The sequence below is a fragment of the Bradyrhizobium sp. CCBAU 53338 genome (assembly GCF_015291665.1).
Classification (GTDB): Bacteria; Pseudomonadota; Alphaproteobacteria; order Rhizobiales; family Xanthobacteraceae; genus Bradyrhizobium.
On sequence record NZ_CP030048.1, the window covers coordinates 5,319,395 to 5,343,363 of the forward strand.

Sequence of the window (23,969 nt, forward strand, 5' to 3'; positions counted from 1 at the left end):
CACTCCACTTCACTCCGATCTGGTACTTTTTAAGGTACCAGACCGGATGCTATCCACGGGATCGGACTGCTTCAAGGTACTTCGCAATGAACACTTCCCTCTCGTCTCGCGCGGCCGTCGGCCTGTTCCTCATCGTCGTGCTGGCCTGGGGCGTGAACTGGTCGGTGACGAAGCAGCTCGTTCAGTTCCTGCCGCCGCTATGGACGTCGGCGATCCGGAGCTGGATCGCGCTCGCCGGATTGTTCGTGATCCTCGGACTGAGCAACAATCTGGTGATCCCGGACCGACGTGACATTCCGGTCGTCCTCAGCGTCGCGCTGCTGCACATGACGATATTCTCCGTCCTGGTTGCAGCCGGTGTGCGCTTCCTGCCTGCGAGCAAGGCCATCGTGCTCGGATACACCACACCGCTCTGGGTCGCGATCGCCGCGCCCTTGCTCGGGAAGGATAAGCTCACCGCGCCAAAGCTCGCCGGCGCCCTGCTCGGCCTGGTCGGGCTTGCCGTGATCCTGAATCCAACGCCGATCGACTGGACCAACACGAACGCCCTGCTCGGCGCCGGCATGGTGATCCTGGCCGCGATCTCCTGGGCCGCGAACATCATCTATATCCGCGCGCATCGCTGGATCGCTTCGCCGCTCCAGCTCCTGATCTGGCAGGTGCTGGTGGCGACCCTGATTCTGACTGCCTCGGCGGCGGTTACCGACGGCCTGCCGCATGCGCAATGGTCGTGGAAGATCGTCCTGCTGTTTCTGTATTCCGGCCTGATCGGGACTGCGCTCGCCTATTGGGCGATGTCGATGGTCAACAGGAGCATCTCGGCGCTCACGACCTCGCTGGGCACCACCGGGACTCCGCTCGTCGGCATCGCCGCCGCCGCGGTCCTGCTGGGCGAGCCAATTGACAGAAGCCTTGTCATCGCGGCGGCGCTCATCGTGACCGGCATCGGCCTTGCGACTCTGGGCGACCGGCTGCTGCGCCGTCAGGCGGAGGCAAGCGGTTGAATACGCAAGCTGCCGCGCAGGCCCGCCGTCGTGCCGAGCAGGATGCCGGCGACCGCAACGAACGAACCAAGCGCGAGCGTCGACAGGCCAGTCAGCCCCTGCCCGATCGAGCAGCCGAACGCCATCACGCCGCCGATGCCCATCAGCGCCGCGCCGCCGGCCGAGCGCAGCATATGGCGTGGCGAGGAATAGCCTTCGAGGTGGAATCGGCCCGTGACGAGCGCAGTGATCAGGCTGCCGGCGAAAACTCCACCAACGGTCGCGACGCCGAAGTTCAGCGTCAGGCCGGTCGAGAGCATCGCGTATTGCAGGCTATCGGCGATCGGCGCGATGAAGGTGAGCGAGGTCACCGGGACTGGATTGAAATCGTCGGCGCCGAGATAGCCGGTGACATACCAGCCACCTGCGACGAGAAGGCCGACGACGACGCCCGCCGCGATCTGGCCCGGCGAGCGGCGAAACGGCGAGTGCGCGAAGGCGAACAGGAGCAGTGCAACGACGATTGCGGCGGCGGCAAGCGCGCGCGAAACTGCGTCGGCGACACCGAGCGTCGTCAGCATCAACGGCAGCGAGCTCGCATTGACAGTCGTCTGCGACGCCTGAACCAGCGCAATGCGCGCCGGTGCAATCAGGCCCTTCAGCGTCATCTGCGCGGCAATGGCGAGCACGATCACGACGACGAAAGAGCGCAGATTGCCGCGCCCAAGCAGCACCAGCGCGCGTGAGCCGCAGCCGTTCGACAACACCATGCCGTAACCGAACAGCAGGCCGCCGAGGAACAGGGTCGGCACCGAGAAGGTCGGTTGCAGGTAGATCGACTTGCCGAGATCGACCATGCCCTTGCCGGCGAGGAGCTGGCTCGCGGCGATCGCGACCGCAATAGCCAGCGCATAGGACCGCACCAGCCGGCCGTCCCCCTCCGCCAGCCACCCGCGCATGCTGCTCATCAGGCAGAAGCCGCTGAGCAGGCCGACGGAGCCGTAAACCAGGCCGATGATGAGGCCGACGAGGATGACGAGTTGGGTGGATTCCATGGTTACGGCCGCAGGATCACACGGTCGCGCGACGAGCCGGCAACGGCGAGATACGCCTCCTTCGCACGCTCCAGCGGATAGACCGCATTCGCCTTGATCGGGAACGGCTTGAGATGACCACTCGCAAAGCCCGGACCGAGATCGCGCAGCACCGCGCCTGTGGCCGCCGACGACAGGCCTAGCGTGTCGATACCGACATAGGTGTGCTGTCCACGATAGAATTCCAGAATGTTGAACTGCACGATACGGTCGATCGCCGCGATCAGGATCTGGCGGCCGCGCAGCGCGAGCGATTTGTGCGCCGCCTGAAAGTAGGGATCGCCGACCGTGTTGAAGACGATGTCGGCGCCCTTGCCGCCAGTCAGCTCGCGCACGCGCGCGGCGACGTCGGTCGTGGACGCGTCGATGACCTCGATCGGTGCGTTGCTGTGGCCTTCATAGGCTTCCGCCTTGCGCACAACACCGATGACGCGCGCGCCCTGCCAGGTCGCGATCTGCACCGCAGCCTGGCCGACCTTGCCGTTGACGCCGAACACCAGCACCGTCTCGCCTTGCTTTGGAAGGCCGGCACGGCGAAACCCTTCCATCGCGGTCACAAAGGGCACGCCGATTCCGGCGGCCTCCTCCCACGACACCGTCGTTGGCTTCTCCACTACGGCGTCGACTTCGACCACGAGATGGCTTGCGTGCGTGCCGTCGCGGCGGATGCCGAGATCGCCGGAGGAGCCGAACACTTCGCGGCCGACCGTGCCGGCCGGTCCGTCGATCACCACGCCGGCGTAGTCACGGCCCGGCGTGCGCGGGAACACGGCATAGGGCATCAGCCCGGTGGCGGCCTTGACATCGGACGGGTTGACGGCAGCAGCCTTGACCTCGATCAGGAGGTCGTTCGGGCCGCGCGCGAGCACATGACGCTCGACGCTGGGCGCAACCACAGCGGCGTTGTCCGCCTTGGCGTTGAGGCGGACGCAACGCGCCTCGACGGTTTTGGTATCGGCTGGCGACATCAGAAAGACCCGCGATTTCTCGCGGGCCTTGTCGCCTTTGGGGGCAGCCAAGTCAATCCGTCAAGTCAATCCGTCAAGTCAGTCCTTGGCCAGGCCTTGATCAATCCTTGGGCCGCTTGTCGTAGAGCCGCTTGGCCTTGCCGAGCGAGCGTTCCAGCGTGGCCGGCGCGACGACTTGCACCCGCGAGCTGACGCCGATGGTGTTCTTGATATGGGTCGAGATCCGGTCGGCATGGTCGACCAGCCCCCTGCCGTCCCAGCTTTCAGGCCGTGCCTCGGCGATGATGGTCAGCTCGTCCATCCGGCCCTCGCGGGTCAACTCCAGGATGAAGTGGCCTCCGCACCAATCGGTCGCAAGCAGCACCTCCTCGATCTGGGTCGGGAACAGGTTGACGCCGCGCAGGATGATCATGTCGTCCGATCGCCCCGTCACTTTCTCCATGCGACGCATGCCCGGCCGCGCCGTGCCCGGCAGCAGCCGGGTCAGGTCGCGGGTGCGATAGCGGATCACCGGGAAGGCTTCCTTGGTGAGCGAGGTGAACACCAACTCGCCCTTCTCGCCATCGGGAAGCACGGCGCCCGTCTGCGGGTCGATCACCTCAGGATAGAAATGGTCTTCCCAGATATGCAGCCCGTCCTTGGTCTCGATGCACTCCTGCGCGACGCCAGGGCCGATCACCTCGGAGAGGCCATAGATGTCGGTCGCATCCATGTCGAAGGCGTCCTCGATCTCGCTGCGCATCGCATTGGTCCAGGGCTCGGCGCCGAAGATGCCGACCTTGAGCGAGCACTGTCGCGGATCGAGCTTCTGGCGTTTGAACTCGTCGAGGATCGCCAGCATGTAGCTCGGCGTCACCGTGATGATGTCGGGCCGGAAGTCGTTGATGAGCTGCACCTGCCGCTCGGTCATGCCGCCAGAAATCGGCACCACCGTGCAGCCGAGCTTTTCGGCACCGTAGTGCACGCCAAGTCCGCCGGTGAAGAGGCCATAACCATAGGCGTTATGAATGATCATGCCGGTGCGGCCGCCGGCAGCGCGGATCGAGCGCGCCATGACGTCCGACCAGGTGTCGATATCGGCTTGCGTATAGCCGACAACGATAGGCTTGCCCGTCGTGCCGGAGGAGGCATGCACGCGCACAAGTTTTTCGCGGGGTACGGCGAACATGTTGAAGGGATAGTTGTCGCGAAGATCCGTCTTCACCGTGAACGGAAATTTTGCGAGATCGGAGAGTTCGCGAAAGTCGGATGGATGCACACCGGCCTCGTCGAAGGCCTTGCGATAATGCGCGACGTTGTCGTAGGCGTGCTTCAGCGACCAGGCCAGCCGCTGCTTCTGCAGCGCCATGATCTCGTCGCGTGACGCGCGCTCATGCGCGTCCAGCTCGGCGCTATAGGCGTGGCCGCCTGCCTTCAGCTTCGTCGAAGCCATACTCGTTTCCCCACATCGATGTGTTCTTGTGTTTATTGATCTTGCGTCGGCAGCCACGTGCCGGGAATGACACGCGAATGCCCACGGAATTCGGCAATGACGGTGTCGCCGGCGGTAACCCGCACGTCATAAATGCCGGAGCGTCCGCCACGAGTGACTTCTCGCGCCTTCGCGACGAGGCGGTCACCGAGCTTGCCCGGCTTGATGAACGTGATCTGGCCTTGCGCCGCCACAACGCGATCATTGTGCGAGTTGCAGGCAAAAGCGAAGGCGGAATCGGCGAGCGTGAAGATGAAGCCGCCATGGGCGATGCGCTGGCCGTTGACCATGTCCGGCCGCACCGTCATCGCCAGCGTCGCAAAGCCCGGACCGGCCTCAATGATCTCCATGCCGAGCCCCTTGGAGGCATCGTCCTCCGCCCACATGGCGTCGGCGCAGGCGCGGGCAACATCCTCAGGCGACAGGGCGGCTTTGACGTTCACGCGCTTCTCCCGGCGAAATGCTTTTTCATGATGTTCTGCTGGTTGGCCTGAGCTGTCAAACAATGCGACGCATTTGCATCATCGGGGTCTGATCCGCCGGATCAGACATGGTCGTAATCGACCACGACCCGCTCCGACGACGGCTTGGCCTGACAGGTCAGAACGAACCCGGCTTTCAGCTCCCAGGGTTCCAGCGAATAATTGAGGTCCATCGGCGCCTCGCCCTCGACCAGCTTGGCGCGGCAGGTCGAGCACATGCCCCCCTTGCAGGCGAAGGGCAGGTCGACGCCGGCGCGCAACGCGGCATCGAGGATGGCTTCATCCTCGGCGACCGGCACATCGCGGCGCTTGCCGTCGATGATCAGCGACGCGATCGCCTTCGGCGGCGCGTCGGGCGCAACGACCTTCTTCGGCCGCGGCTTGCCGCCGAACTCGGAGACGAAGCGCTCGACATGAATGCGATCATCGGCGATGCCGATGTCACGGCAGGTCGCCTCGATCTCCTCGCTCATGCCCGATGGACCGCAGATGAAGACATGATCGACACTTTCGGCCGGCACCAGCGAGCGCAACAACACCCTCACCTTGTCGCCGTCGAGCCGGCCATGCAGGATCGGGATGTCCTGCTCCTCGCCGGAGATGACGTTGAAGATCGAGAGGCGATCGATGAAGCGGTCCTTCAGCTCCTCGAGCGCCTCCAGGAACATGATGTTGTCGGTCGCCCGGTTGCCATAGAACAGGAAGAAGCGACTGTCCGGCTCGCGCGCGAGGATGCCTTTTACGATCGACAGGATCGGCGTGATGCCGGAGCCTGCGGCAAAGCCGACATGGATGCGCCCAGATTCAGCCGGCTCAATCACGCCAAAGCGCCCGGTCGGCGTCATCACGTCGAGCTCGTCGCCACGCTTCAACTCGTCGGCGGCCCAGCTCGAGAACGCGCCGCCATCGACCTTCTTCACGGCAATGCGGATCTCGCCGTCGTCGGGGCCGGAGCAGATCGAATAGGAGCGACGCACCTCTTCGCCATCGAGCATGGTGCGGAGCGTGAGATATTGGCCAGGGCTGAAGGCATAGTCGTCCGCGAGCTCGCGCGGGATGGCAAAGGTCATCGAAACGGCGTCGGACGCCTCGCGGCGGAGATCGTTGACGGCCAGGCGATGGAAGCGCGGTGCGGCTGCTGACATGGTCAATGACACTTGAAATAATCGAAGGGTTCGCGGCAGGTCTTGCAGCGCCACAGCGCCTTGCAGGAGGTCGAGCCGAATTCAGACAAGAGCTCGGTCTTGTCGGAGCCGCATTGCGGGCACGCGACGGCCTGCTCGCCGAACAGCGCGCGGCGTGAGTGAGAGGCTTGCGGCGGTGCGATGCCGTAGGCCGTCAGCTTCCGGCGCCCCTCCTCGCTCATCCAGTCGGTGGTCCAGGCCGGCGACAGCACCGTTCGCACCTTCGGGCGATGGAAGCCGGCGCGTTCCAGCGCGATCTCGATTTCGAGTGCGATCATGTTCATCGCCGGGCAGCCCGAATAGGTCGGCGTGATCGCGACCTCGACCTGGTCGCCGTCGAGGACGACATCACGGAGCACGCCGAGATCGGCGATGGTCAGCACCGGGATCTCCGGATCGACCACGCCCGCCGCAGCGTCCCAGGCACGCTGGCGGAGCTCGCTGTCGCGATCGAGCACCGTCACCATGCCTGCCCCGGAAACGTGCGCTGCATCGATTGCAGCTCGGACAGGAGATGGCCGAGATGCTCGCTGTGGCGGCCGGCGCGGCCGCCCTGCTGCATCCAGTCGTTCTGCGGCAACGTGAGCGTTGCTTCGCTGACGACATCTGAGAGCGTCGTCAGCCATCGACCACGCAAGGTGCCGGGATCGATGGCGATGCCCGCGTGGATCAGGGCACGTTCTCCGTCGTCAATGGTGAACATCTCGCCGGTGAAAGCCCAGAGGTGGTCGATCGCGGATTGCGCGCGCGCGTGGCTTTCGTCAGTGCCGTCGCCGAGCCGGATGATCCATTCCGAGGCGTGACGCAAATGGTAGGCGCTCTCCTTCTCAGACTTCGCGGCGACAGCGGCGAGAGTCGTATCGCACGAGGCCATCATTGCGCGCCAGTAGAGGTCGGCGAAGGCGGAATAAAAGAACTGTCGCACCAGGGTCTGGGCGAAGTCGCCGTTCGGCTGCTCGACCAGCAGCAGGTTGCGGTACTGCCTGACGTCGCGCAAATAAGCGAGCTTGTCCTCGTCGTTGTCCTTGCCCTCGGCCTTGGCGGCGTAGGTGTAGAGCTCGCGCGCCTGGCCGATCAGGTCGAGCGCGATGTTGGAGAGCGCCATGTCCTCCTCCAGCATCGGCGCATGTCCGCACCATTCCGACAGCCTGTGACCGAGGATCAGCGCGTCGTCGGCACGGCGCAGCGCGTAGAGCACCAGCGGCGTTTCGGAGACCAGAATGTTGGCAGCGGGCATCACATGTGCCCCACTTCTTCGGGCACCTCGTAGAACGTCGGATGCCGGTAAATCTTCGATTCGGCCGGTTCGAACATCATGCCCTTCTCGGCGGGATCGCTCGCGGTGATCGCGGTCGACGGCACCACCCAGATCGACAAGCCTTCACCGCGGCGGGTGTAGATATCGCGGGCGGCCTGCAGGGCCATCGTCGCATCGCTCGCGTGCAGCGAGCCCACATGCTTGTGTGCGAGCCCGTTGCGGCTGCGAATGAAAACTTCCCACAGCGGCGTGTTCGGCGTGCTCATCTTTAGTCTCCCTATTCCGCGGCTTGCGCGGTCTGGCGCCGTGCGCGCTTGGCGGCAAACGCGGTGGCTGCCTCGCGCACCCAGGCGCCTTCATCGTGCGCCTTGCGGCGCGCGGCCATGCGGTCGCGATTGCACGGACCGTTGCCGGCGAGCACCTGCTTGAACTCGGTCCAGTCGATCTCGCTGTAGCGCCAGTGCCCGTCGGCATCCTGCGTCATGCCGGGATCCGGAATGGTGAGGCCGAGATATTGCGCCTGCGGCACGGTGGCGTCGACGAATTTCTGGCGCAGCTCGTCATTGGAGAAGCGCTTGATCTTCCACTTCGTCGAGGTGTCGCTGTGCTGGCTGGTCGCATCCGGAGGGCCGAACATCATCAGCACCGGCCACCACCACCTGTTCAGCGCATCCTGCGCCATCGCCTTCTGCTCGTCCGAGCCGCGGCACAGCGTCAGCATGATCTCGTAGCCCTGGCGCTGGTGGAAGGACTCTTCCTTGCAGACGCGGATCATCGCGCGCGCATAGGGGCCATAGGAGCAGCGGCACAACGGGATCTGGTTCATGATCGCGGCGCCATCGACCAGCCAGCCGATGGTGCCGATGTCGGCCCAGGTCAGCGTCGGATAGTTGAAGATGGAGGAATATTTGGCCTTGCCCGCGAGCATGGCGTCGACCAGCTCTTCCCGCGAACTGCCGAGCGTCTCGGCCGCCGCATAGAGATAGAGCCCGTGGCCGCACTCGTCCTGCACCTTGGCGAGCAGCGCGGCCTTGCGTCGCAAGGTCGGCGCGCGCGTGATCCAGTTGCCTTCCGGCAGCATGCCGACGATTTCGGAATGGGCGTGCTGGGAGATCTGGCGGGTGAGCGTCTTGCGATAGGCCGCGGGCATCCAGTCGTTCGGCTCGATGCGCTCCTCGGCATCGATGCGGGCCTGGAACTGCGCAGCCTTTGCGGCGTCCTCCAGACCGCGATCGTCGGTCTCGGCCGTGTTCAGCGCCTGGGTATACATGCGCGTTCCTCCCGTTTATTGGGAGACAACATATAACAAAAATTAGATCATGCAAGATATTTCTGTAACATATTATCAGGCGCCGAACCTCCTTTCCAGCAGCTTTCGCGCCGGCGGCAACGGCCCCTTCTCGTTGGTTCCATGGCCATCAAGCCATTGCTCTGACGCAGCAAGCAGCGCGCGATAAATCTCGCCGCAGAGCTCACGGGCTGCCCTGCCCGGCCAGTCCGCCGGGAGCAGGCTCTCGGGAAGCAGCGGATCGCGCAGCACGACGCGGCGGTAGTAGTGGATCAGCAGGATGCGCGCCGTGAAGGCGTCGGCGTCGGACAGATCCGTGCCGCGCGCGAGCGCAGCGCGCAGCGGCTCGAACGTCTTCATGAATTTCAGATAGGCATCCGCAGTTCGCTCCAGCGGCCAGCTCGCGCTGAGCAGACGACGCCCGCTGTCGTCCTCGGCCGAGACTTCGAGGCGGATCGCGCCCGCAGCCTCCTCCGGCACCGGCACACCTGACGGCGCGACCCACACGCCCGGCAAGGGGCTGCCGAAGCCGGCATTGCGCAGCGCCTCGCGCGAGGCGTCGCGGTCTTCGCCATTGCCGATCAGCAACAGCTCGAAGCGGCCGGTCCAGTCGGACGGCGGCGGATCGTAGATGTGACGTGTCGCGGCTTCGAACGTCTCACGGCCCTTCTCGGCCAGACGATAGAAGCTGTTACGGCCCACCTTCTCGCGCGTCAGCCAGCCATCTGCAGCGAGCCGCGACATCGCCGTGCGCACCACACTGCCATCGATGTCGAGACCCTCGAAGAATTCCAGCAGCGTCCCGAGCCACACAGAACCGCCGCGTGGCACGATGGCATCGCCGAACATGGTGATGACGATAGAGCCCGTGCGTGACGGCTCTCGCTTGAGCTGATCGATGATGCGGGAGAGCGGATGCGCCATGCGCGAGGCATAGCGCGTTTGGTGCGGCCGCGACAATGGACGGCAGCGACGGCGGCCTCTTCTCCTTCTCCCCGCGCGCAGCAGGGCAATCGCATATGGATTTCACGAGGATTGTCGGCGGGCTTGCTCCGCCTCTCCCGCGTGCGAGCGGGAGAGGCCGACACGCTCGCAGAGCGTGGCGGGTGAGGGTTCTTTCCTCTTGGGGATTGTCCCGTTGCGGAGACATCCTCTCCCCCTTCCCGCAGGCGGGGAGAGGCGAAGAAACCTACCGATGCGGATCGGGATAGGCCAGGCTGCGCCAGCCGCTGCGGTCGAACGGGCGCCACTGGCCTTCCTTCTGTGCGAGGCGGTCGGCCACCGCATAGACGACGGCGGGATGGTGGCCCATGCCGCAATGGCTGCTCTCGACCTCGATGCTCTCGGTCTGCGCGCCTGATTTCTCCATGCAGCCCTGCCAGGCGCAGACGCCGTCGGTGCGGCTGAAGATGGCGGTGGTTGGCACCGGCGGCGGCACGGCGAGTTCGCCACCGAACTCCGGATCGACCTCGTCGGACTTCCGTCCGCTCGCCCATTCATAGACGCGCCAGGCATTGGTCGAGCGAGGATCGCCGGCGAAGGGGCTGCCGAGCGTGATCACCTGGCGGACACGCGCGGGCATCATCTTGGCGAGCTGGCGCGCATAGAGGCCGCCGAGGCTCCAGCCGACCAGGCTGATCTTGCGGCCATGCTTGTCGCTGAGCTCCTCGACCAGATCGACCATCGCATGCTGGACCCCGTCGCGCAGGCCGTAATTGCGGCCCTGGCGCCAGCCGCTGACCGCGTAGCCCTTGCCGGTCAGAAAAGTTCGCAGCGCGCGCGTGGAGACGTCCGAAGCCACAAGGCCGGGCAGCACCAGCACCGGATGCCCGTCGCCGCGCGGTGCGAGGCTCAGCAGCGGCAGCGCGCCGAGAAATGCGCCGAACTCGTGGATCGCGCGCCCTTCCAGAAACATCAGGGTACGGGACGGCGGACGCAGCGTCTGGGCAGTAGCGGTCATCAATGGGTCCCCTCGGGAGGCGCCGGTCGCGATGCCGGCAATGGGCATGAATTCCAATACGCCGGCTTCTTGAACGTTCCGCAGCGCAACATGAATCAGCTAGGCGGCCGGTTCCGCACATTCAAGCGGGAGAGACGCGAGGCGACAATAGGCCCGCGCGTTAATGCTAACGGCCGTGATGGAAAAGTCACAGCAATCGAAGCAGGAATTCTACGGAGTAGAGCACAAGGCCGGCGAGCCCGCCGATCAGCGAGCCGTTGAAGCGTATGTATTGCAGGTCGCGCCCGATGTTGATTTCGATCAGCGAAATCAGCTGCGCCATGTCCCAGGCCTTGACCTGGTCGGAGATGAAGGTCGAGACCCCGCTCTTCTGGTCGGCCACGAAGCTGCGCAGCACCGTCACCAGGCCCTTGTTGATCTCGCCGCGCAGCTCGGCATCGCCGGCGAGCGCCTCGCCCGCCGAAACGAACATGCCGGCGAGATGATGCTGAAGCACCTGCGTCTCGCCGCTCGCACTGCGCTCGATGAATGACCGCATATTGGCCCAGACGGTGCGGGCGAGATCGGCAAGCTCCGGCCTTGCGAGGAGATCGCGCTTCAAGCCGTCGATGCGGTCGATATAGGCCTGGTCGGTGCCGAGCCGGTCGACGAAGCTCAGCACCATGCGATCGAACTCGCCGCGGAACGGATGCTTGGGATCGCTGCGCACCTCGTTGAAGAACGCGGTGGCGGACGCGACGATCTTGTTCACCAGAAACTTGTCGGCACGATAGAGATTGAGCAGGCTCGGCAATTCCGCGCGCACCTTCTCGCGGATCATTGCCATGGTCTCCTTCTGGTTCAGCGTCTCGTGCATCACGCGCAAGAGATCGTCGAACAGGATCTGGTGCCGCCCCTCCGCCACGAAGCCGCGCAGCGTGCCGGCCGCGAGCGGCGCAAGGTCGATCGCTTGAATCTGCGAGGACATGCGGCGGATGATGAAGGTCATGAGACCCGAGCTTTCCGTCGCAGACACGGCCTCCGGCAAAAGACGCAGCGCGAAGCGCGCGAGATCGTCGCTGCGCTTGCGGTCGCGCAGCCAATCGGCAACGAACGAGCCGAAATCGATCTCGTTCAGCTTGGCTTCGACCGGGCCGGCCTCGAGGAAATGCACCTGGATGAACTCGCCGAGCTTGTCGGCGATGCGGGCCTGATTGCTCTGGATGATCGCAGTGTGCGGGATCGGCAGGCCCAGTGGCCGCTTGAACAGCGCAACGACCGCATACCAGTCGGCGAGCCCGCCAATGGTCGCGGCCTCCGCGAAGGCGGCAATGAAGCCAAACAGGGGATGCACCGGCAGCAGCCATTTCGCCACGACGAACAGCAGAAGCGTCGAGGCCAGCACCAGCGTCGCCAGCGCCTTGACGCGGCGAAGGTCCGCCGCGCGTTCGGCATCGGCAGGCGTGTCGAAGGAGAAGGTGGCGGGTGCGTTCATGGCGAATGGGAGACTACGTCATTCCGGAGCGATGCGAAGCATCGAACTATGGTGCGCAATTGCGCACCCGAGAATCTCGAGATTCCGCGTTCGCCCTTCGGGCGCCCCGGAATGACAAGTGGTGGTGACCGCGGCAAAAAAACAAAAGGCCCGCCGAAGCGGGCCTCAAATTTCAGTTTTTACTCAGGGCGCCGGATCAGGCGGTCTTGTTGTAGACCTTGACGAAGTTGTCCTGAGCGGACTTGGCACCGTTGGCGGCGAGCTTGCCGAGATAGTCGGCGGTCGCCTTGGTGCGCGAGACGAACGCTTCGCCGCGGGCGCGGAGCAGGCTCGACTGGATCTCGACGGCTTCGCTGAACGACTTGGCAGACGCGAGCTGGTCGATACCGGCGAAGAACGCCTGGGCGTCGTCATAGATCGCCTGCTGGATGTTGCGGCTGATCTTGCCGGCTTCAGTGACGGACTCGGTCACCGCGTTTTCGACGGCGGCGGTCACGCGCTCGGAGCCAGCGAACACCTCGGCAGCACGGTCCTTGGCGGTGTTGGCGGTCTTCTTGACGAATTCGCGGGCAGCCTCGGGAACTTCCAGGTTCTGGATGTTCTTGAAAGCGTCTTTGAAGCCCTCGAAGGCGGTGTTGGTTTCGGTGGTCATGGGGTTCTCTCCATCCTCATTGGGTTGAGCTATGGGCTCACCCCGTCCGTGATGGCCCGGGGCACGGCTTATATGACATGGTTGATTGTGCGATGCAATATTCATGTTGCATCGCCACATCACGAAATCGTGAACAGCCTTAACGGGAGGCAACCTGCTGCCTTGCTGGCCGGTTACCTACTGTGCATGGGGTTGTTTTCCAGTTTTTGGTACCCGGGATGGCACCCCAGTGCCGGACGGCGCTTTTCGATGCTGGACGGCGCCCTTTAATGCTGGACGGCGCCTGGCAGCCCGTAGGCCTCCATCTGGGCCTGGACCTGTGCGATGTTGTGGCCGAGCACGACGATGTCGTGGGTCTTGCCACCGACATCCCGGACATGGTCCCGGAGCAGCGCCTCGGCCTTGAAGCCGAGGCTCTCGAACAGCGCGATCGCCGCCTGCTGGTCGACCGTCATCTGGACCGAGAGCTTCTCCAGCCCCGCCCCCAGCGCGAGCGCAAAGGTCTCCTGCGAGAGCGCCTTCCCGACCCCCTTCCCGCGGACCTCAAGCGACACCACCATGCGGAGCTCGCCGACATGGGGCGACCAGGAATGCGGATCGCGCACCAGGGTGCCGCAGCCGACGACCTTGCCGTCCTTCACCGCGAGCAGGCTCTGGATCGCGCCGCGCTCGATCTCCTTGACCCAGGCGGACAGCACCTTCGGCTCGCTGATGTTGCGCGGCAGGAACAGCAGGTCATGGGTCGGCAGGCCCCTGCCGAAGGCCAGCACGGCGGCTTCATCCGCAGGCGACATCAGGCGGATCTCGATATCGCCCGCGTCGGTCCTGACGTGACGCGGATAGGAACGCTGCTCACTCATGTCGATCTTGTCCCCAGCCAGGAATCCAGTTTCGGCCACAGCCGCTTCACTGCGTTGGCGCCGGCGACCAACGAGACGTGACCGCCTTTCAGCATCACCTCTTCCTTGTCCGCGGAGCCGATCTTCGCGATCAGATGTTTGGCCGCGTCATAGGGCACGATGTGATCGTGCTCGGCGACCGCGTGCAGGATCGGTACCTTGATGTTCTCGAGCTTCGCGGCGCGCCCACCAACCGACATGGTATCGTTGAACAGCTTGTTGTCCCACATCAGGTCCTTGGTGATGGTACGGAAATATTCGCCCGCCAGCGGCAGCGTGTCGGTCGCCCAGCGGTCGAACATCCGGTACGACTTCACGAACTCGTCGTTCCAGATGTTTTCCCAGAGCTGGATCTGGCTCACCGTGCGCGAGGCCGGACGCAGCATCTCGAACGAGGACAGGATCATCTCCGGCGGCACGTTGCCGACGCTGTCGACGAGACGGTCGACGTCGAAATAGCGGCGGTCGGAGAAATTCGAGAACAGCTTCATCTCGCGGAAGTCGATCGGCGTGGTGAAGCAGATCAAATTCTTCATCGGCCCGTCCGGAAAGATCGAGCCGTAGAGCAGCGACAGCACCCCGCCGAAGCAATAGCCGATGACGGAGACGTCCTGCTCGCCGGAATCCGCCTGCACGCGGCGGACGCAGTCCGGGATGAAGTCGAGGACATAGTCCTCCATGCGCAGGCTTCTCTCCTCGGGCCGCGGTGCACTCCAGTCCAGCATGTAGACGTCGTAGCCGCGCCGCAGCAGGAACTCGATGAAGCTCTGGCCGGGCACGAGGTCGAGGATATAGCCGCGATTGGTGGTCGCCATCACGATCAGCACCGGCACGCGGTAGATCTCGTCCGACATCGGCCGATAGTGATAGAGGCTCATCGTGCCGCGCGAATGCAGCACGTCTTTCGGGGTCGATCCGAGTGTCGGGCCGGAGGTCGAGAAATATTCGACGCCCTTGATGCTGCGCTGGATGGCGCGTTGCACCTCGGCCTGGATGCGCTCCGGGATCGCGGCGAAATCAAGTCCCGTCGGCGCGTTCATTTTGGCGCTCCACCTTCGGATGGCGGACGTTTTGTGCGCGGCGGCCGCGGTGCGGCATCGATCGGCGATCCGCCTGATGCCGCAGACATCTGGTTCAGCATCGACCTGATCTCGCCGATCTGACCCTCGATGGATTGCAGACGCTCGGCGATGCCGGTCATCTGTTCGCGGCTCGGCAGGTTCATCGAGAGAAGATATTTCTCCATGAGATCGCCGAACTGCTTCTGAGCACCTGCAGCAGCGCCGCCGGCCCGGTTCATGGCCTGCGAGAATTCGGGCGTCTCCATCGCCTTGGTGGCGAACGAGTTGAAGCCCTTCTCCATCTCGCCAACCATCTTCTGCCACAGGGCGACAGGGTCGGTGATCTTGTCGGTCATCGGCGTCCTCCAGGTCACGAAGGCTTCTTGCGCCCTTCTTTTGTCGCCATACGACACCGTTGCGACGGGCCGGTCAACGGCTAAGCGACAGGGCGATGTCGCACGCACGGCTTCTTTGCGACCGCAAACCGTGCGATACATTTCCTGCCTGGAAGCCAAGGGAACACACCGGTGAACGCCTCCACCCATCAACCGCCGCAGACCGTCCGCGCCAACGGCATCGACATCTGCTACGAGATTTTCGGCAACGACAATGCGGAGCCGCTGCTGCTGATCATGGGGCTCGGGGCGCAGATGATCCACTGGGACGATGCCTTCTGCGAGCAGCTCGCCGCACATGGCTTTCGCGTGATCCGGTTCGACAATCGCGACATCGGCAAGTCGAGCCATCTTACCGGCGGCAAGCGCCTGACGCCGCTCGAGCTGCTGAAGCTGCGCTTCCTCAGGATTCCAGTCGCCGCGACGTACAAACTGATCGACATGGCAAAGGACACCGTCGGCCTGATGGATGCGCTCGGCATCAAGTCGGCGCACCTGGTCGGGGCCTCGATGGGCGGCATGATCGCACAGGAAGTCACACTGTCATTTCCGCAGCGCGTGCGCTCGCTGACCTCGATCATGTCGACGACAGGCAATCCGCGCGTGCCGCCGCCGACGCGGGAGGCTGCCGCGATGCTGATGGCGCCGCCGCCGCGCAGCAAGGAAGAGTACGTCGTCCGCTTCGGCGAGACTTGGAAAGTCTTGCGCGGCGGCTCGTTTCCGGAGGAAGAAGCGCTCGACCCCGGCCGCGCGGAACGCGTCTTCGCCCGTGGGCTCAATCCGGCGGGAGTCGGGCGACAGCTCCGCGCCGTGCTGGCATCCGGCAGCCGCAAGGAGCGGCTGCATCACGTGAAGACGCCGACGCTGGTTATTCACGGCACGGTTGATCCACTGGTACGCCCCGAAGGCGGCAAGGACACCGCAGAGTCAATTCCAGGCGCAAAGCTGTTGATGATCGAAGGCATGGGCCACGCGCTGCCGGCGCGGTTCTGGCCCGAGATCATCGGCGCCATCGACAAGCACGCCCATGGCGCCGCGGCACGGGCGGCCTAAGCCTTCTTCGCAATCCAGATCACGTGGCGCGCGCCCCCACCTCGGCCGGTGGCGCGGACAGCGACTTCATTGACGTCGAAGCCGGCGCGGGCGAGGCGCTTCGTAAACGCGGGATTGGGTCCGGACGACCAGACCGCAAGCACGCCTCCGGGCCGAAGTGCCGCCTTCGCCGCCGTCAGTCCGCCGGCGCTGTAGAGCGCATCGTTGCCCTTGCGGGTTAGGCCTTCCGGCCCGTTGTCGACGTCGAGCAGAATGGCGTCGAAGGCCGAGCTCTTCGCCCGGATAATTTCGCCAACATCGGTCTCCCGGATGCTCACCCTGGCATCGTCGAGGCTGTCGCCGAAGACCTCCGCCATCGGCCCGCGCGCCCAGGTGACAACCGCAGGCACGAGCTCGCAGACCACGACCTTCGCCTTGGCTCCAAGCACAGCGAGTGCCGCGCGCAGCGTAAAGCCCATGCCGAGGCCGCCGATCAGAACGGCCGGCTTTGCGACCTTCTCGATCTGCTTCGCTGCAAGCGTTGCAAGTGCGGCCTCGGAGCCCGAGAGACGGTTGTTCATCAGCTCGTTGGTGCCGAGCTTGATCGAAAACTCCCTGCCCCGCCGCATCAGGCGGAGCTCCTCGTCGGAGCCGGGGATTTTGGCGGTGTCGAGTTTTTCCCAGGGAATCATGCTTGACGTTTAGCACGATTGGGCTGGCGGTCACCCGCCGGCCCAGACGTCCAGCACGTAGCGATTCTTCGCGCCCATCTCCTCGATCCAGCGGGCGCCCGCAGTCGCATCGCTGCCGCTCTTCTCGCGATAGATCGCAACCAGCGCCGCCTTCACGTCGGGCTCCATCCTGCTGCCGTCGCCGCAGACATAGATGATCGCGCCCTGCTCGATCAGCGGCCAGACCTTGTCTTTCTCCGCGGCGAGGACATGCTGGACATAGGTCTTTGGTCCATCCGCGCGCGAGAATGCGGTGAAGAGCTCGGTGATGCCACTGCCAGCCAGTGCCTGCAACTCATCCGCGTAGAGAAAATCCTGATCGGGATGGCGGCAGCCGAAGAACAACATGGAGGGACCGAGGCCGGCACCCTTCGCCTCGCGCGCGGCGCGTTCCTGGAGGAAGCCGCGGAACGGCGCCAATCCAGTGCCAGGGCCGATCATGATGATCGGCACCGATGGATCGTCGGGTAGCCGGAATCCGGCCTTGGTTTCGCGCACGGTCGCGTAGATCGTGTCGCCTGCGCGGCGGTTGGCGAGATAATTGGAGCAGATGCCCTTGTAGGTGCCGCGCCCCGACGCTGCCGGCCCTTCGACCACACCGACCGTGACGCTACAGAGCGTTGGATCGACCGACGGCGAAGACGAGATCGAGTAGTAGCGCGGTGCCAGCAGTGAGAGCATTTCCAGATAGACGTGGAACGGCAATTCACAAGCGGGATATTCGAGCAGCAGATCGAACACTGACTTGCGCTTCGCCAGAATCTCGCCGCGATAGCGTTCGAGCGTTTCAGGCTCCTCGCCGACGAACGCGAGCAGCTTCGGCTTGGTGACGGGACACCGAGTGTGCTCGGTCATGGTCTGGATCTGCTTGCGCGTCGCCACCTGCTGCAACTCGACGAACTCGCTGAGCAGGCGTCCGACCGATACGGCATTGCCGACCGGCAATTGCGCGCGCCGGCCCTCAGCGACCTGAAGCCGGATCTGGTCGGCTGGCAGGAAACCGAAGCGACGGGCGACGGAATCCACCAGCGTCGGATCGTTGCGCGGAACGACGCTCAAATGATCGCCGACGCGATAGGTGATGTTGGACGGAAGTTGCACCTCGATATGGCGCGTCGAGCGCTCCGACGGAATCGCGCCGGACTTGTTCTGGAGCTCGTCATTGACCAGCACCTTCATCGCGACGGCGCCACCCTGGGCGACGATGGTGTTGACCGTGGTCACCGCGACCGGCTCGATCGCATAGAGCGGGTCGTCTTCCGCGGTACGGGTGAAATTCCAGTCGATGCCGAATTCCCTGGTCGCGACCTGGGCCGCGGCCGGGAACCATTTCTGGAACTGGCCGTCGAGATCGCTGCGCGCATCGCCCTCGCCGCGCGGATAGACCGCGCGCGCGCCGTGCCTGGCTAATTGCTCGTCGATGAAGCGCGGCACCGATTGATATGTCGCGGCCCAGTCGCTGTTGCCGCAACCGAACACGGCGTAGCGCACACCGGCAAACGCATCCTTCGGCAGATCCTCGCCGAGCCATTTGACGAATTGCGTCGCATTGTCGGGCGGGGCGCCGTTATACGACGCGCAGATGATCAGCACGCCGCCCTGCCGCGGCAGCTTCCCGACATACTCGTCGAGCGCCCCGAGGTGCACGGCAAAGCCGTTAATCTCGGCAAGATCGGCCATGCGCGTTGCAAGCTCCTCGGCGGTGCCAAGATTGGAGCCATAAAGGACCAGCATCGGCGTGTTGTGACCGGGCCGCGTGGTCGGCTGGCGCGGCGCCCTTGGTGCAGACGCCGCAGCCGCGACCGGGCCGCCATAGGCACCGCGCTCGCGATCGGCGCGCGGACGCACCTTGATCTTGAAGCCTTCCGGCTTCATCGTCAGCGTTTCTTTCAGATGCATCTGATAGCGCTGGTGGTCGATCAGCTTGAAGCGCTGCAGGATCATGCCGAGCGCGAGCGCGGCCTCGTGCATGGCGAAGCCACGGCCGATGCAGGCGCGCTGGCCGTTGCCGAACGGCTTCCAGGCATTGATCGGCCGCTTGGCCTCGGCTTCCTTGCTGAAATTTTCAGGATCGAAGGCATCGGGATTGGGCCCCCAGACGCTGGGGTCACGATGCAGCGCGGTCACCAGGATGGTGGTGAAGGTGCCCTTGCGGAGCTTGTACTTGCCGCCGCCGATGGTCTCGTCGTTCAGCGGCGAGATGCCGTAGGCCGGCGCCGGCGGCCACAGTCGCAGCGCTTCCTTCAGAATCTGCGTGATGTAGGCGAGCTGGGTCACCTGCTGGTAGGTAGGCTTGGCGTTGACGTCGGGGCCGAAGACGCGGTCGACCTCATCATAGGCCTTCTTGAGAACGTCCGGGTGCTTGAGCAGCGCATAGAGCGTGTAGGACAAGAGACCGCTGGTGGTCTCGTGGCCCGCGATCAGGAAGGTATTGATCTGGTAGCGGATGTTGACGTCGTCAAGCTGCTCGCCGGTCGAGCGGTCGACACCGGTCATCATGGCCGCGAGCATGTCCTTCTTGTCGTCGATGCCTTCCGCGCTCTTGCGGCGCTCGGCAATGATCTCGTCGACCATCTTGTTCATGAAGGCGACGTCTTCTGCCAGCGTCTTTCGCCGCTTCTGCATCCAGAGCTGCTCGAACGGCAGGCCGCGCGTCATCATGATGGTTTCGAGCGAGCGCACCAGCGACTCGACGAAGGGATGGTAGTCGCGCCGGTAGAACGAATTGAAGCGGTAGTCGAAGCCGCACAGCCCGATCGTGTCGAGCGTCAGCGCCGTCATGTCGTGGACCACGTCGATTTCGTCGTCGGCGTTGAGACGCTCCCATTTCTGGACGAGCTGCTCGGCGATGTCGACCATGCTCGGATGATAGGACTGCATGGCGCGGTTGCCGAAGGGTTGCAGCAGGATGTTGTGCGCCTTGCTCCAGTTCGGCTCCTTGGTGTCCGCCGTGAACAGGCCGTCGCCACCGACCGCGCGCACCCGCCGCAGCGCACCGCGCACCGTCTTGTCGAAGCGCTTTTCGTCGGAGAGCTCGTCGACGAGATCATGGCCTGACACGACGACGATCGGCGAGCCCATCATGTCGAGCCAGAAGATCGGGCCGAGCTCCTTGGCAAGCCGCGTCAAGTGCTGCACGGGCGCGGCCGAGTCGAGCGACAGCATGTTGCCGACCACCGGCTTGGTCGGCGGATGCGGAATCGGCTCCAGGCGGTTCTTGGATGACATTGCTACGTTTCCCCCGCTCGCAATGACGAGCTAACCAAACCGTCTTCTACGCCATTCGATCAAGATGGAGCTGACCTCTTCCGGCTTCTCCTGCTGCGTCCAATGGCCGCTGTCCTTCACCAGATATTTCTCGAGGTCAGCCACCAGTCTCTCCATGCCGTCGGCCGCGGACGGCGGCAGCACGGCGTCGTTCTCTGCCATGATCATCAACGATGGCACGCCGATGTGATGGTCGAGCCCCTTCGAGCGCTCCCAGTTGCGGGTGAAATTGCGGTACCAGTTGATGCCGCCGGTGAAGCCGGTTGTCGTAAAGGTGTCAACGAAGACCTTCTTCTCGTCCGGCGACAGGATCGGCGTGCGCGGATCGACCTTGGCATCATAGGCCGCGATCATCTGCGGAAACGCCAGATTGGTCTTCGACGAAGCGCCGACGCCTGCGATCGGCGCCTCTCCTGATTTCTCCGCCGGCCGTAGCAGCGGCTTGCGCATGAACGCGTCAAACGTCTGCTCGACGCGGCTGCCAAAGATCCTGTCCGGCTCGCGCGCGGGATCCTGGAACTGGACGATATACATCTGGTCGCCGAAGCGCTGGCGGAACAGCGCGATCGGGTCCATCGGTGCGCGGTCCCAATGTGGCGTGTTGACACCGACCACACCGGTGACGCGCGTGGGGTGCCGCAGCGGCATCTGCCAGACCACGAAGCCACCCCAGTCGTGGCCGACGAAGATCGCCTTCTCGATGTCGAGATGATCGAGCAGCCCGACGAGATCGCCGGTCAAATGCTCCATGTCATAGGCCTCGACCGGTTCAGGCCGGTCGGTTGCCCCATAGCCGCGCTGGTCCGGCGCGATCACGCGGATGCCGGCCTCGCTGAGAGCCTTGATCTGATGGCGCCAGGAGAAGGCGAGCTCCGGCCAGCCATGGCACAGCACCACCGGCGGCTTGTCGGTGACAGGGCCTGCCTCGTAATAGCCCATGCGGATTCCGTTCGTCTGCGCGAACTTGAGCGGCGGCATTTCGATCATTGCAAATGTCCTGAAAATTTCTTATTCGGCCGCGCCCTTGATGTCGGATGCGGGCGGCGCGTAGGCCGCTTCGAGCGCGGCAAACTCCTCCGGCAGCATGTCGCACATCACTTGCACATGCGGAATGATGTTGGCGCCGACTATGAAGCCGAAATCGAGCTGGTCGCGGTAGCTCTGCACGGTGATGTTCAGCGCCTGCCCATGGGTCGAGATCGACACCGGGAAGATATGCAGCAGCTCGGCGCCTGCCGCATAGAGCGTCTGCCGCGGTCCCGGCACGTTGGAGACGGTGATGTTGGCCGCCGGTGGCAGCACATCCGACAGGTCCGAGCGGCTGTAGAGCAGCGCCAGGATCTGCACGATGATCGGGGCACCCAGCATCGAGATGTTGGACACCTGCGGCATCAGAGCCCGCAGCGGATGCGACATCTCCTTGGACTTGGTCGACTGCGCGATGATGGCCTCGAGCCGCGCCTTGGGATCCGCGATATTTGTCGCAATCGAGCAGATCATGCCGAACACCTGGTTGTTGGCCTCGGTGTTGCCCTCCTCGCGTAGCGAGATCGGCACGGCGGCGGTGAGCGACTTCGCCGGCAGTGTGCCATATTGCAGGAGATAGCGCCGGACCACGCCGGAGGCGAGCGCCAGCACGACGTCGTTGAGCTTGCCGCCGGCCAGCTTGGCCAGCGCCTTCGATCGTGACAGCGAGATCGACACGCCGGCAAAGCTCCGCTCCGACGAGATCGTCTTGTTGAGCATGGTCGGCGGCGATACCATGCTGGCGAGGCTCTCGCGCGACTTCGGATCGGAGATCTTGCCGAGCACGTCGGAAACGCTCTTGACCATGGTCGGGATGTTGCCGGCAAAGCGCACCGCGCTCTCGATCTGGTACATCGCGTTGTCGAACAGGATCGACCCGATGTCGCTCTTGCCGGTCCGCGGCAGTTGCAGATTCTTCGCGGCCGCCGAGGCTTCGAGCGGCTGGCTGAAAAGCTGCTGATAGGAATCGAGCAGGTTTGCCGCGATGTCGCGCGGCTCCTGCCCGGGCTTTGTCCCGCCCGTCGGCGGCTCGACCGTCCGCGGGATCGGCGAGATATCGTAGATCATGTTGGTCAGGGCCGCACCGGCGCCGCCGTCGATTGCGGCATGGTGCATCTTGGAATAGAGGCCGACCTCGTTGTCCTTCATGCCCTCGAACACGTAGAATTCCCAGAGCGGGCGAGCACGGTTCAGGAGCTTGGCATGCATCCAGCCGACGATGCGCTCGAGCGTGGCGCGGTCGCGCGGCGCCGGCAGGCTGGCGCGGAAGATGTGACGGTCGATGTCGAACTGGTCGTCCTCGACCCAGGTCGGATGATCGATGTCGAGCGGCGCCTTCTCCAGGCGCGCCTTCAGGATCGGCGCGATGTGCAGCCGAGAGACGATCATCGCCTTGAAGTCTTCGAAGAAGTCGCCCTTGTAGTCGTCGGGCAGGCGAAAGATCGCCATGCTGCCGACATGCATCGGCATCTCAGGTGTTTCCAGATAGAGAAACGACGCATCCAGCGACGACAGCTTCTTACCGTCAGCCATAGTTCCCTCCGCTTGTATTTGACGGGCGTCTTTTGGCGCTTCTCGTCAGGCCGATACTGCCCGCTCCGGCGGGGCATATGCAATGGCAAACGGCCCGGCCCGGTCAAATGGCCAGAACTCCCCCTCCGGTTGCGCGAGGCGATCCGCCACGGCCCACAGCGCAGCCGGGTTCACCCCGAGCCCGATATGGCTTGCCAAATGTACCTCGATATTCTCGGCGCGGTCATTGGGGCGCAGCAGGCAGGTCCGCCAGTTCACGACGCCGTCCGAGCGCGAATAGATCGACGTCGCAGGCACCTTGAGGTCGCCGGCGATCGCCTCGCGCGCTTCGGCAAAATCCTCGACCTTCTCGCCGGACAGCGCCTCGTAGAGGGCCGTCGCATTGGTCGCCCGTACATCGTTGGCGAAGGGGCTGCCGAGCGTAATGACATAGCGGACCATCTCGGGCGCCTGGAGCGCGAGATCGCGGGCATAGACACCGCCGAGGCTCCATCCGACCAGGCTGACCTTGCGACCGCTTGCGGCGTGGATTTCGGCCAGACGGGCGCGCAGGGCCTCCCTCATCCGCGCCAGGCCGCCGAGATTGCGGCCCATCCGCCAGGCATGCGCCTCATGGCCGAGCTCGCCGAGATAGCGCCGCATCGGTACCATCGAGAGATCGCTCGCGAGAAAGCCCGGCAACGCCAGCACCGGATGGCCGTCGCCTTTGGGCGCGCGCATCAGCAGCGGTGATAGCAGGACACTGGCGTTGAGCTCGAACAGGCCGCGCGCCTCCGCGAGCAGCAGGCCGAGGGCCGGCGGACGAAGGCGACCCGAGCCCGACGCTCCGTCGCGCGCTTCAGGCATTACTTCTTCTTGTCGCCGCTACGCGGGCTGCCGAGACCTGCCATGGTCACGAACATGTCCTGAAACCGCTCCGCGATCTTTGGATCGAAGGTGAACCAGCTCTGGATCAACGATTCCGGCGAGACTTTCTCGATGTTGCTCAGGACCTGCTGCTGGAGCTTGTCCATCACCGCCGTCTGCATCGGCGCCACGTCAGGCAATCCGAAGAACTGGCGGGCCTCGAGAGGGGTGCAGTCGATTTCGATATTAACTTTCATGTCCCCTCCGGATGAGATTCGAGCGGCGTCACACAGTATCGCCGCGACATGGTGTGCGACGCAAGCGACCTGAGCCGGGGGCCGGGCGCCGGCGTTCGCAATCGGCGG

24 protein-coding genes are annotated in these 23,969 nt (G+C 64.3%); 2 read left to right on the top strand and 22 right to left on the bottom strand.

The features are described 5' to 3' along the window. Positions 1-86: 86 nt before the first annotated feature. Complete coding sequence (locus XH90_RS24980; RefSeq protein ID WP_194476968.1) at positions 87-1,004, top strand: DMT family transporter; 918 nt, start codon at positions 87-89, stop codon at positions 1,002-1,004. Here the strand turns inward: XH90_RS24980 and XH90_RS24985 are convergent. From XH90_RS24985 to XH90_RS25060, 16 genes are all read right to left on the bottom strand, one after another. Beyond that, on the bottom strand, positions 983-2,038 hold the full coding sequence (locus tag XH90_RS24985; RefSeq protein ID WP_194476969.1) for a YeeE/YedE family protein: 1,056 nt from the start codon (positions 2,036-2,038) through the stop codon (positions 983-985). The genes XH90_RS24980 and XH90_RS24985 overlap by 22 nt on opposite strands. Positions 2,039-2,040: 2 nt before the next feature. Next, on the bottom strand, positions 2,041-3,045 hold the full coding sequence (locus XH90_RS24990; protein ID WP_194482798.1) for a zinc-binding alcohol dehydrogenase family protein: 1,005 nt from the start codon (positions 3,043-3,045) through the stop codon (positions 2,041-2,043). A gap of 100 nt (positions 3,046-3,145) precedes the next feature. Beyond that, positions 3,146-4,477, bottom strand: a complete 1,332-nt coding sequence (gene paaK, locus XH90_RS24995) for a phenylacetate--CoA ligase PaaK (protein WP_194476970.1) — start codon at positions 4,475-4,477, stop codon at positions 3,146-3,148. Between the two features lie 32 nt (positions 4,478-4,509). Next, positions 4,510-4,959: a hydroxyphenylacetyl-CoA thioesterase PaaI gene (paaI, locus tag XH90_RS25000; RefSeq protein WP_194476971.1), complete on the bottom strand. Its 450-nt coding sequence runs from the start codon at positions 4,957-4,959 to the stop codon at positions 4,510-4,512. A 101-nt stretch (positions 4,960-5,060) separates the two neighbouring features. Beyond that, positions 5,061-6,143 carry a 1,2-phenylacetyl-CoA epoxidase subunit PaaE gene (gene paaE / locus XH90_RS25005; protein ID WP_194476972.1) on the bottom strand — a complete coding sequence of 361 codons (1,083 nt, stop codon included), beginning with the start codon at positions 6,141-6,143 and terminating at the stop codon, positions 5,061-5,063. 2 nt (positions 6,144-6,145) lie between these two features. Continuing rightward, entirely contained in the window at positions 6,146-6,649 is a 504-nt protein-coding gene (gene paaD / locus XH90_RS25010; RefSeq protein WP_194476973.1) for a 1,2-phenylacetyl-CoA epoxidase subunit PaaD, read from the bottom strand. Then, the gene (paaC, locus tag XH90_RS25015; protein WP_194476974.1) at positions 6,643-7,419 is read right to left on the bottom strand and encodes a 1,2-phenylacetyl-CoA epoxidase subunit PaaC; all 777 of its coding nucleotides are present in this window, start codon (positions 7,417-7,419) and stop codon (positions 6,643-6,645) included. Before paaC ends, paaD begins: the two co-directional genes overlap by 7 nt. Further along, the gene (paaB, locus tag XH90_RS25020) at positions 7,419-7,706 is read right to left on the bottom strand and encodes a 1,2-phenylacetyl-CoA epoxidase subunit PaaB (protein WP_194476975.1); all 288 of its coding nucleotides are present in this window, start codon (positions 7,704-7,706) and stop codon (positions 7,419-7,421) included. Before paaB ends, paaC begins: the two co-directional genes overlap by 1 nt. Positions 7,707-7,717: 11 nt before the next feature. Beyond that, positions 7,718-8,710, bottom strand: a complete 993-nt coding sequence (gene paaA, locus XH90_RS25025) for a 1,2-phenylacetyl-CoA epoxidase subunit PaaA (protein WP_194476976.1) — start codon at positions 8,708-8,710, stop codon at positions 7,718-7,720. A gap of 75 nt (positions 8,711-8,785) precedes the next feature. Then, complete coding sequence (gene paaX / locus XH90_RS25030; protein ID WP_194476977.1) at positions 8,786-9,652, bottom strand: phenylacetic acid degradation operon negative regulatory protein PaaX; 867 nt, start codon at positions 9,650-9,652, stop codon at positions 8,786-8,788. A 265-nt stretch (positions 9,653-9,917) separates the two neighbouring features. Beyond that, positions 9,918-10,688 carry a triacylglycerol lipase gene (locus XH90_RS25035; RefSeq protein WP_194476978.1) on the bottom strand — a complete coding sequence of 257 codons (771 nt, stop codon included), beginning with the start codon at positions 10,686-10,688 and terminating at the stop codon, positions 9,918-9,920. A gap of 187 nt (positions 10,689-10,875) precedes the next feature. Next, on the bottom strand, positions 10,876-12,162 hold the full coding sequence (locus XH90_RS25040; RefSeq protein ID WP_194476979.1) for a DUF445 domain-containing protein: 1,287 nt from the start codon (positions 12,160-12,162) through the stop codon (positions 10,876-10,878). Positions 12,163-12,358: 196 nt separating this feature from the next. Further along, positions 12,359-12,814: a phasin gene (locus XH90_RS25045; protein ID WP_194476980.1), complete on the bottom strand. Its 456-nt coding sequence runs from the start codon at positions 12,812-12,814 to the stop codon at positions 12,359-12,361. A gap of 266 nt (positions 12,815-13,080) precedes the next feature. Further along, a complete protein-coding gene (locus tag XH90_RS25050) occupies positions 13,081-13,674 on the bottom strand; it encodes a GNAT family N-acetyltransferase (RefSeq protein ID WP_194476981.1) in 594 nt (197 codons plus the stop codon). Continuing rightward, positions 13,671-14,753, bottom strand: coding sequence for an alpha/beta hydrolase (locus XH90_RS25055; RefSeq protein WP_194476982.1), 1,083 nt, complete (start codon positions 14,751-14,753; stop codon positions 13,671-13,673). The genes XH90_RS25050 and XH90_RS25055 overlap by 4 nt, the downstream gene beginning before the upstream one ends. Further along, positions 14,750-15,130, bottom strand: a complete 381-nt coding sequence (locus XH90_RS25060) for a hypothetical protein (protein WP_194476983.1) — start codon at positions 15,128-15,130, stop codon at positions 14,750-14,752. The genes XH90_RS25055 and XH90_RS25060 overlap by 4 nt, the downstream gene beginning before the upstream one ends. 171 nt (positions 15,131-15,301) lie before the next feature. Here XH90_RS25060 and XH90_RS25065 point away from each other — a divergent pair, with 171 nt between their 5' ends. Further along, entirely contained in the window at positions 15,302-16,222 is a 921-nt protein-coding gene (locus XH90_RS25065) for an alpha/beta fold hydrolase (protein WP_194476984.1), read from the top strand. On the opposite strand, the gene XH90_RS25070 is transcribed toward XH90_RS25065, so the two are convergent. From XH90_RS25070 to XH90_RS25095, 6 genes are read right to left on the bottom strand one after another with little or no spacing between them, the layout of a single operon-like run. Further along, positions 16,219-16,893 carry a spermidine synthase gene (locus tag XH90_RS25070; protein WP_194476985.1) on the bottom strand — a complete coding sequence of 225 codons (675 nt, stop codon included), beginning with the start codon at positions 16,891-16,893 and terminating at the stop codon, positions 16,219-16,221. The genes XH90_RS25065 and XH90_RS25070 overlap by 4 nt on opposite strands. 30 nt (positions 16,894-16,923) lie before the next feature. Continuing rightward, on the bottom strand, positions 16,924-20,160 hold the full coding sequence (locus XH90_RS25075) for a bifunctional cytochrome P450/NADPH--P450 reductase (RefSeq protein WP_194476986.1): 3,237 nt from the start codon (positions 20,158-20,160) through the stop codon (positions 16,924-16,926). Positions 20,161-20,190: 30 nt separating this feature from the next. Continuing rightward, positions 20,191-21,186, bottom strand: a complete 996-nt coding sequence (locus tag XH90_RS25080; RefSeq protein WP_194476987.1) for an alpha/beta fold hydrolase — start codon at positions 21,184-21,186, stop codon at positions 20,191-20,193. 21 nt (positions 21,187-21,207) lie between these two features. Next, complete coding sequence (locus tag XH90_RS25085) at positions 21,208-22,758, bottom strand: wax ester/triacylglycerol synthase family O-acyltransferase (RefSeq protein ID WP_194476988.1); 1,551 nt, start codon at positions 22,756-22,758, stop codon at positions 21,208-21,210. A gap of 45 nt (positions 22,759-22,803) precedes the next feature. Beyond that, positions 22,804-23,604 (bottom strand): triacylglycerol lipase, encoded by an 801-nt coding sequence (locus tag XH90_RS25090; RefSeq protein ID WP_194476989.1) that lies wholly within the window; start codon positions 23,602-23,604, stop codon positions 22,804-22,806. Further along, entirely contained in the window at positions 23,604-23,861 is a 258-nt protein-coding gene (locus tag XH90_RS25095; protein WP_194476990.1) for a DUF6489 family protein, read from the bottom strand. The genes XH90_RS25090 and XH90_RS25095 overlap by 1 nt, the downstream gene beginning before the upstream one ends. Positions 23,862-23,969 lie beyond the last annotated feature (108 nt).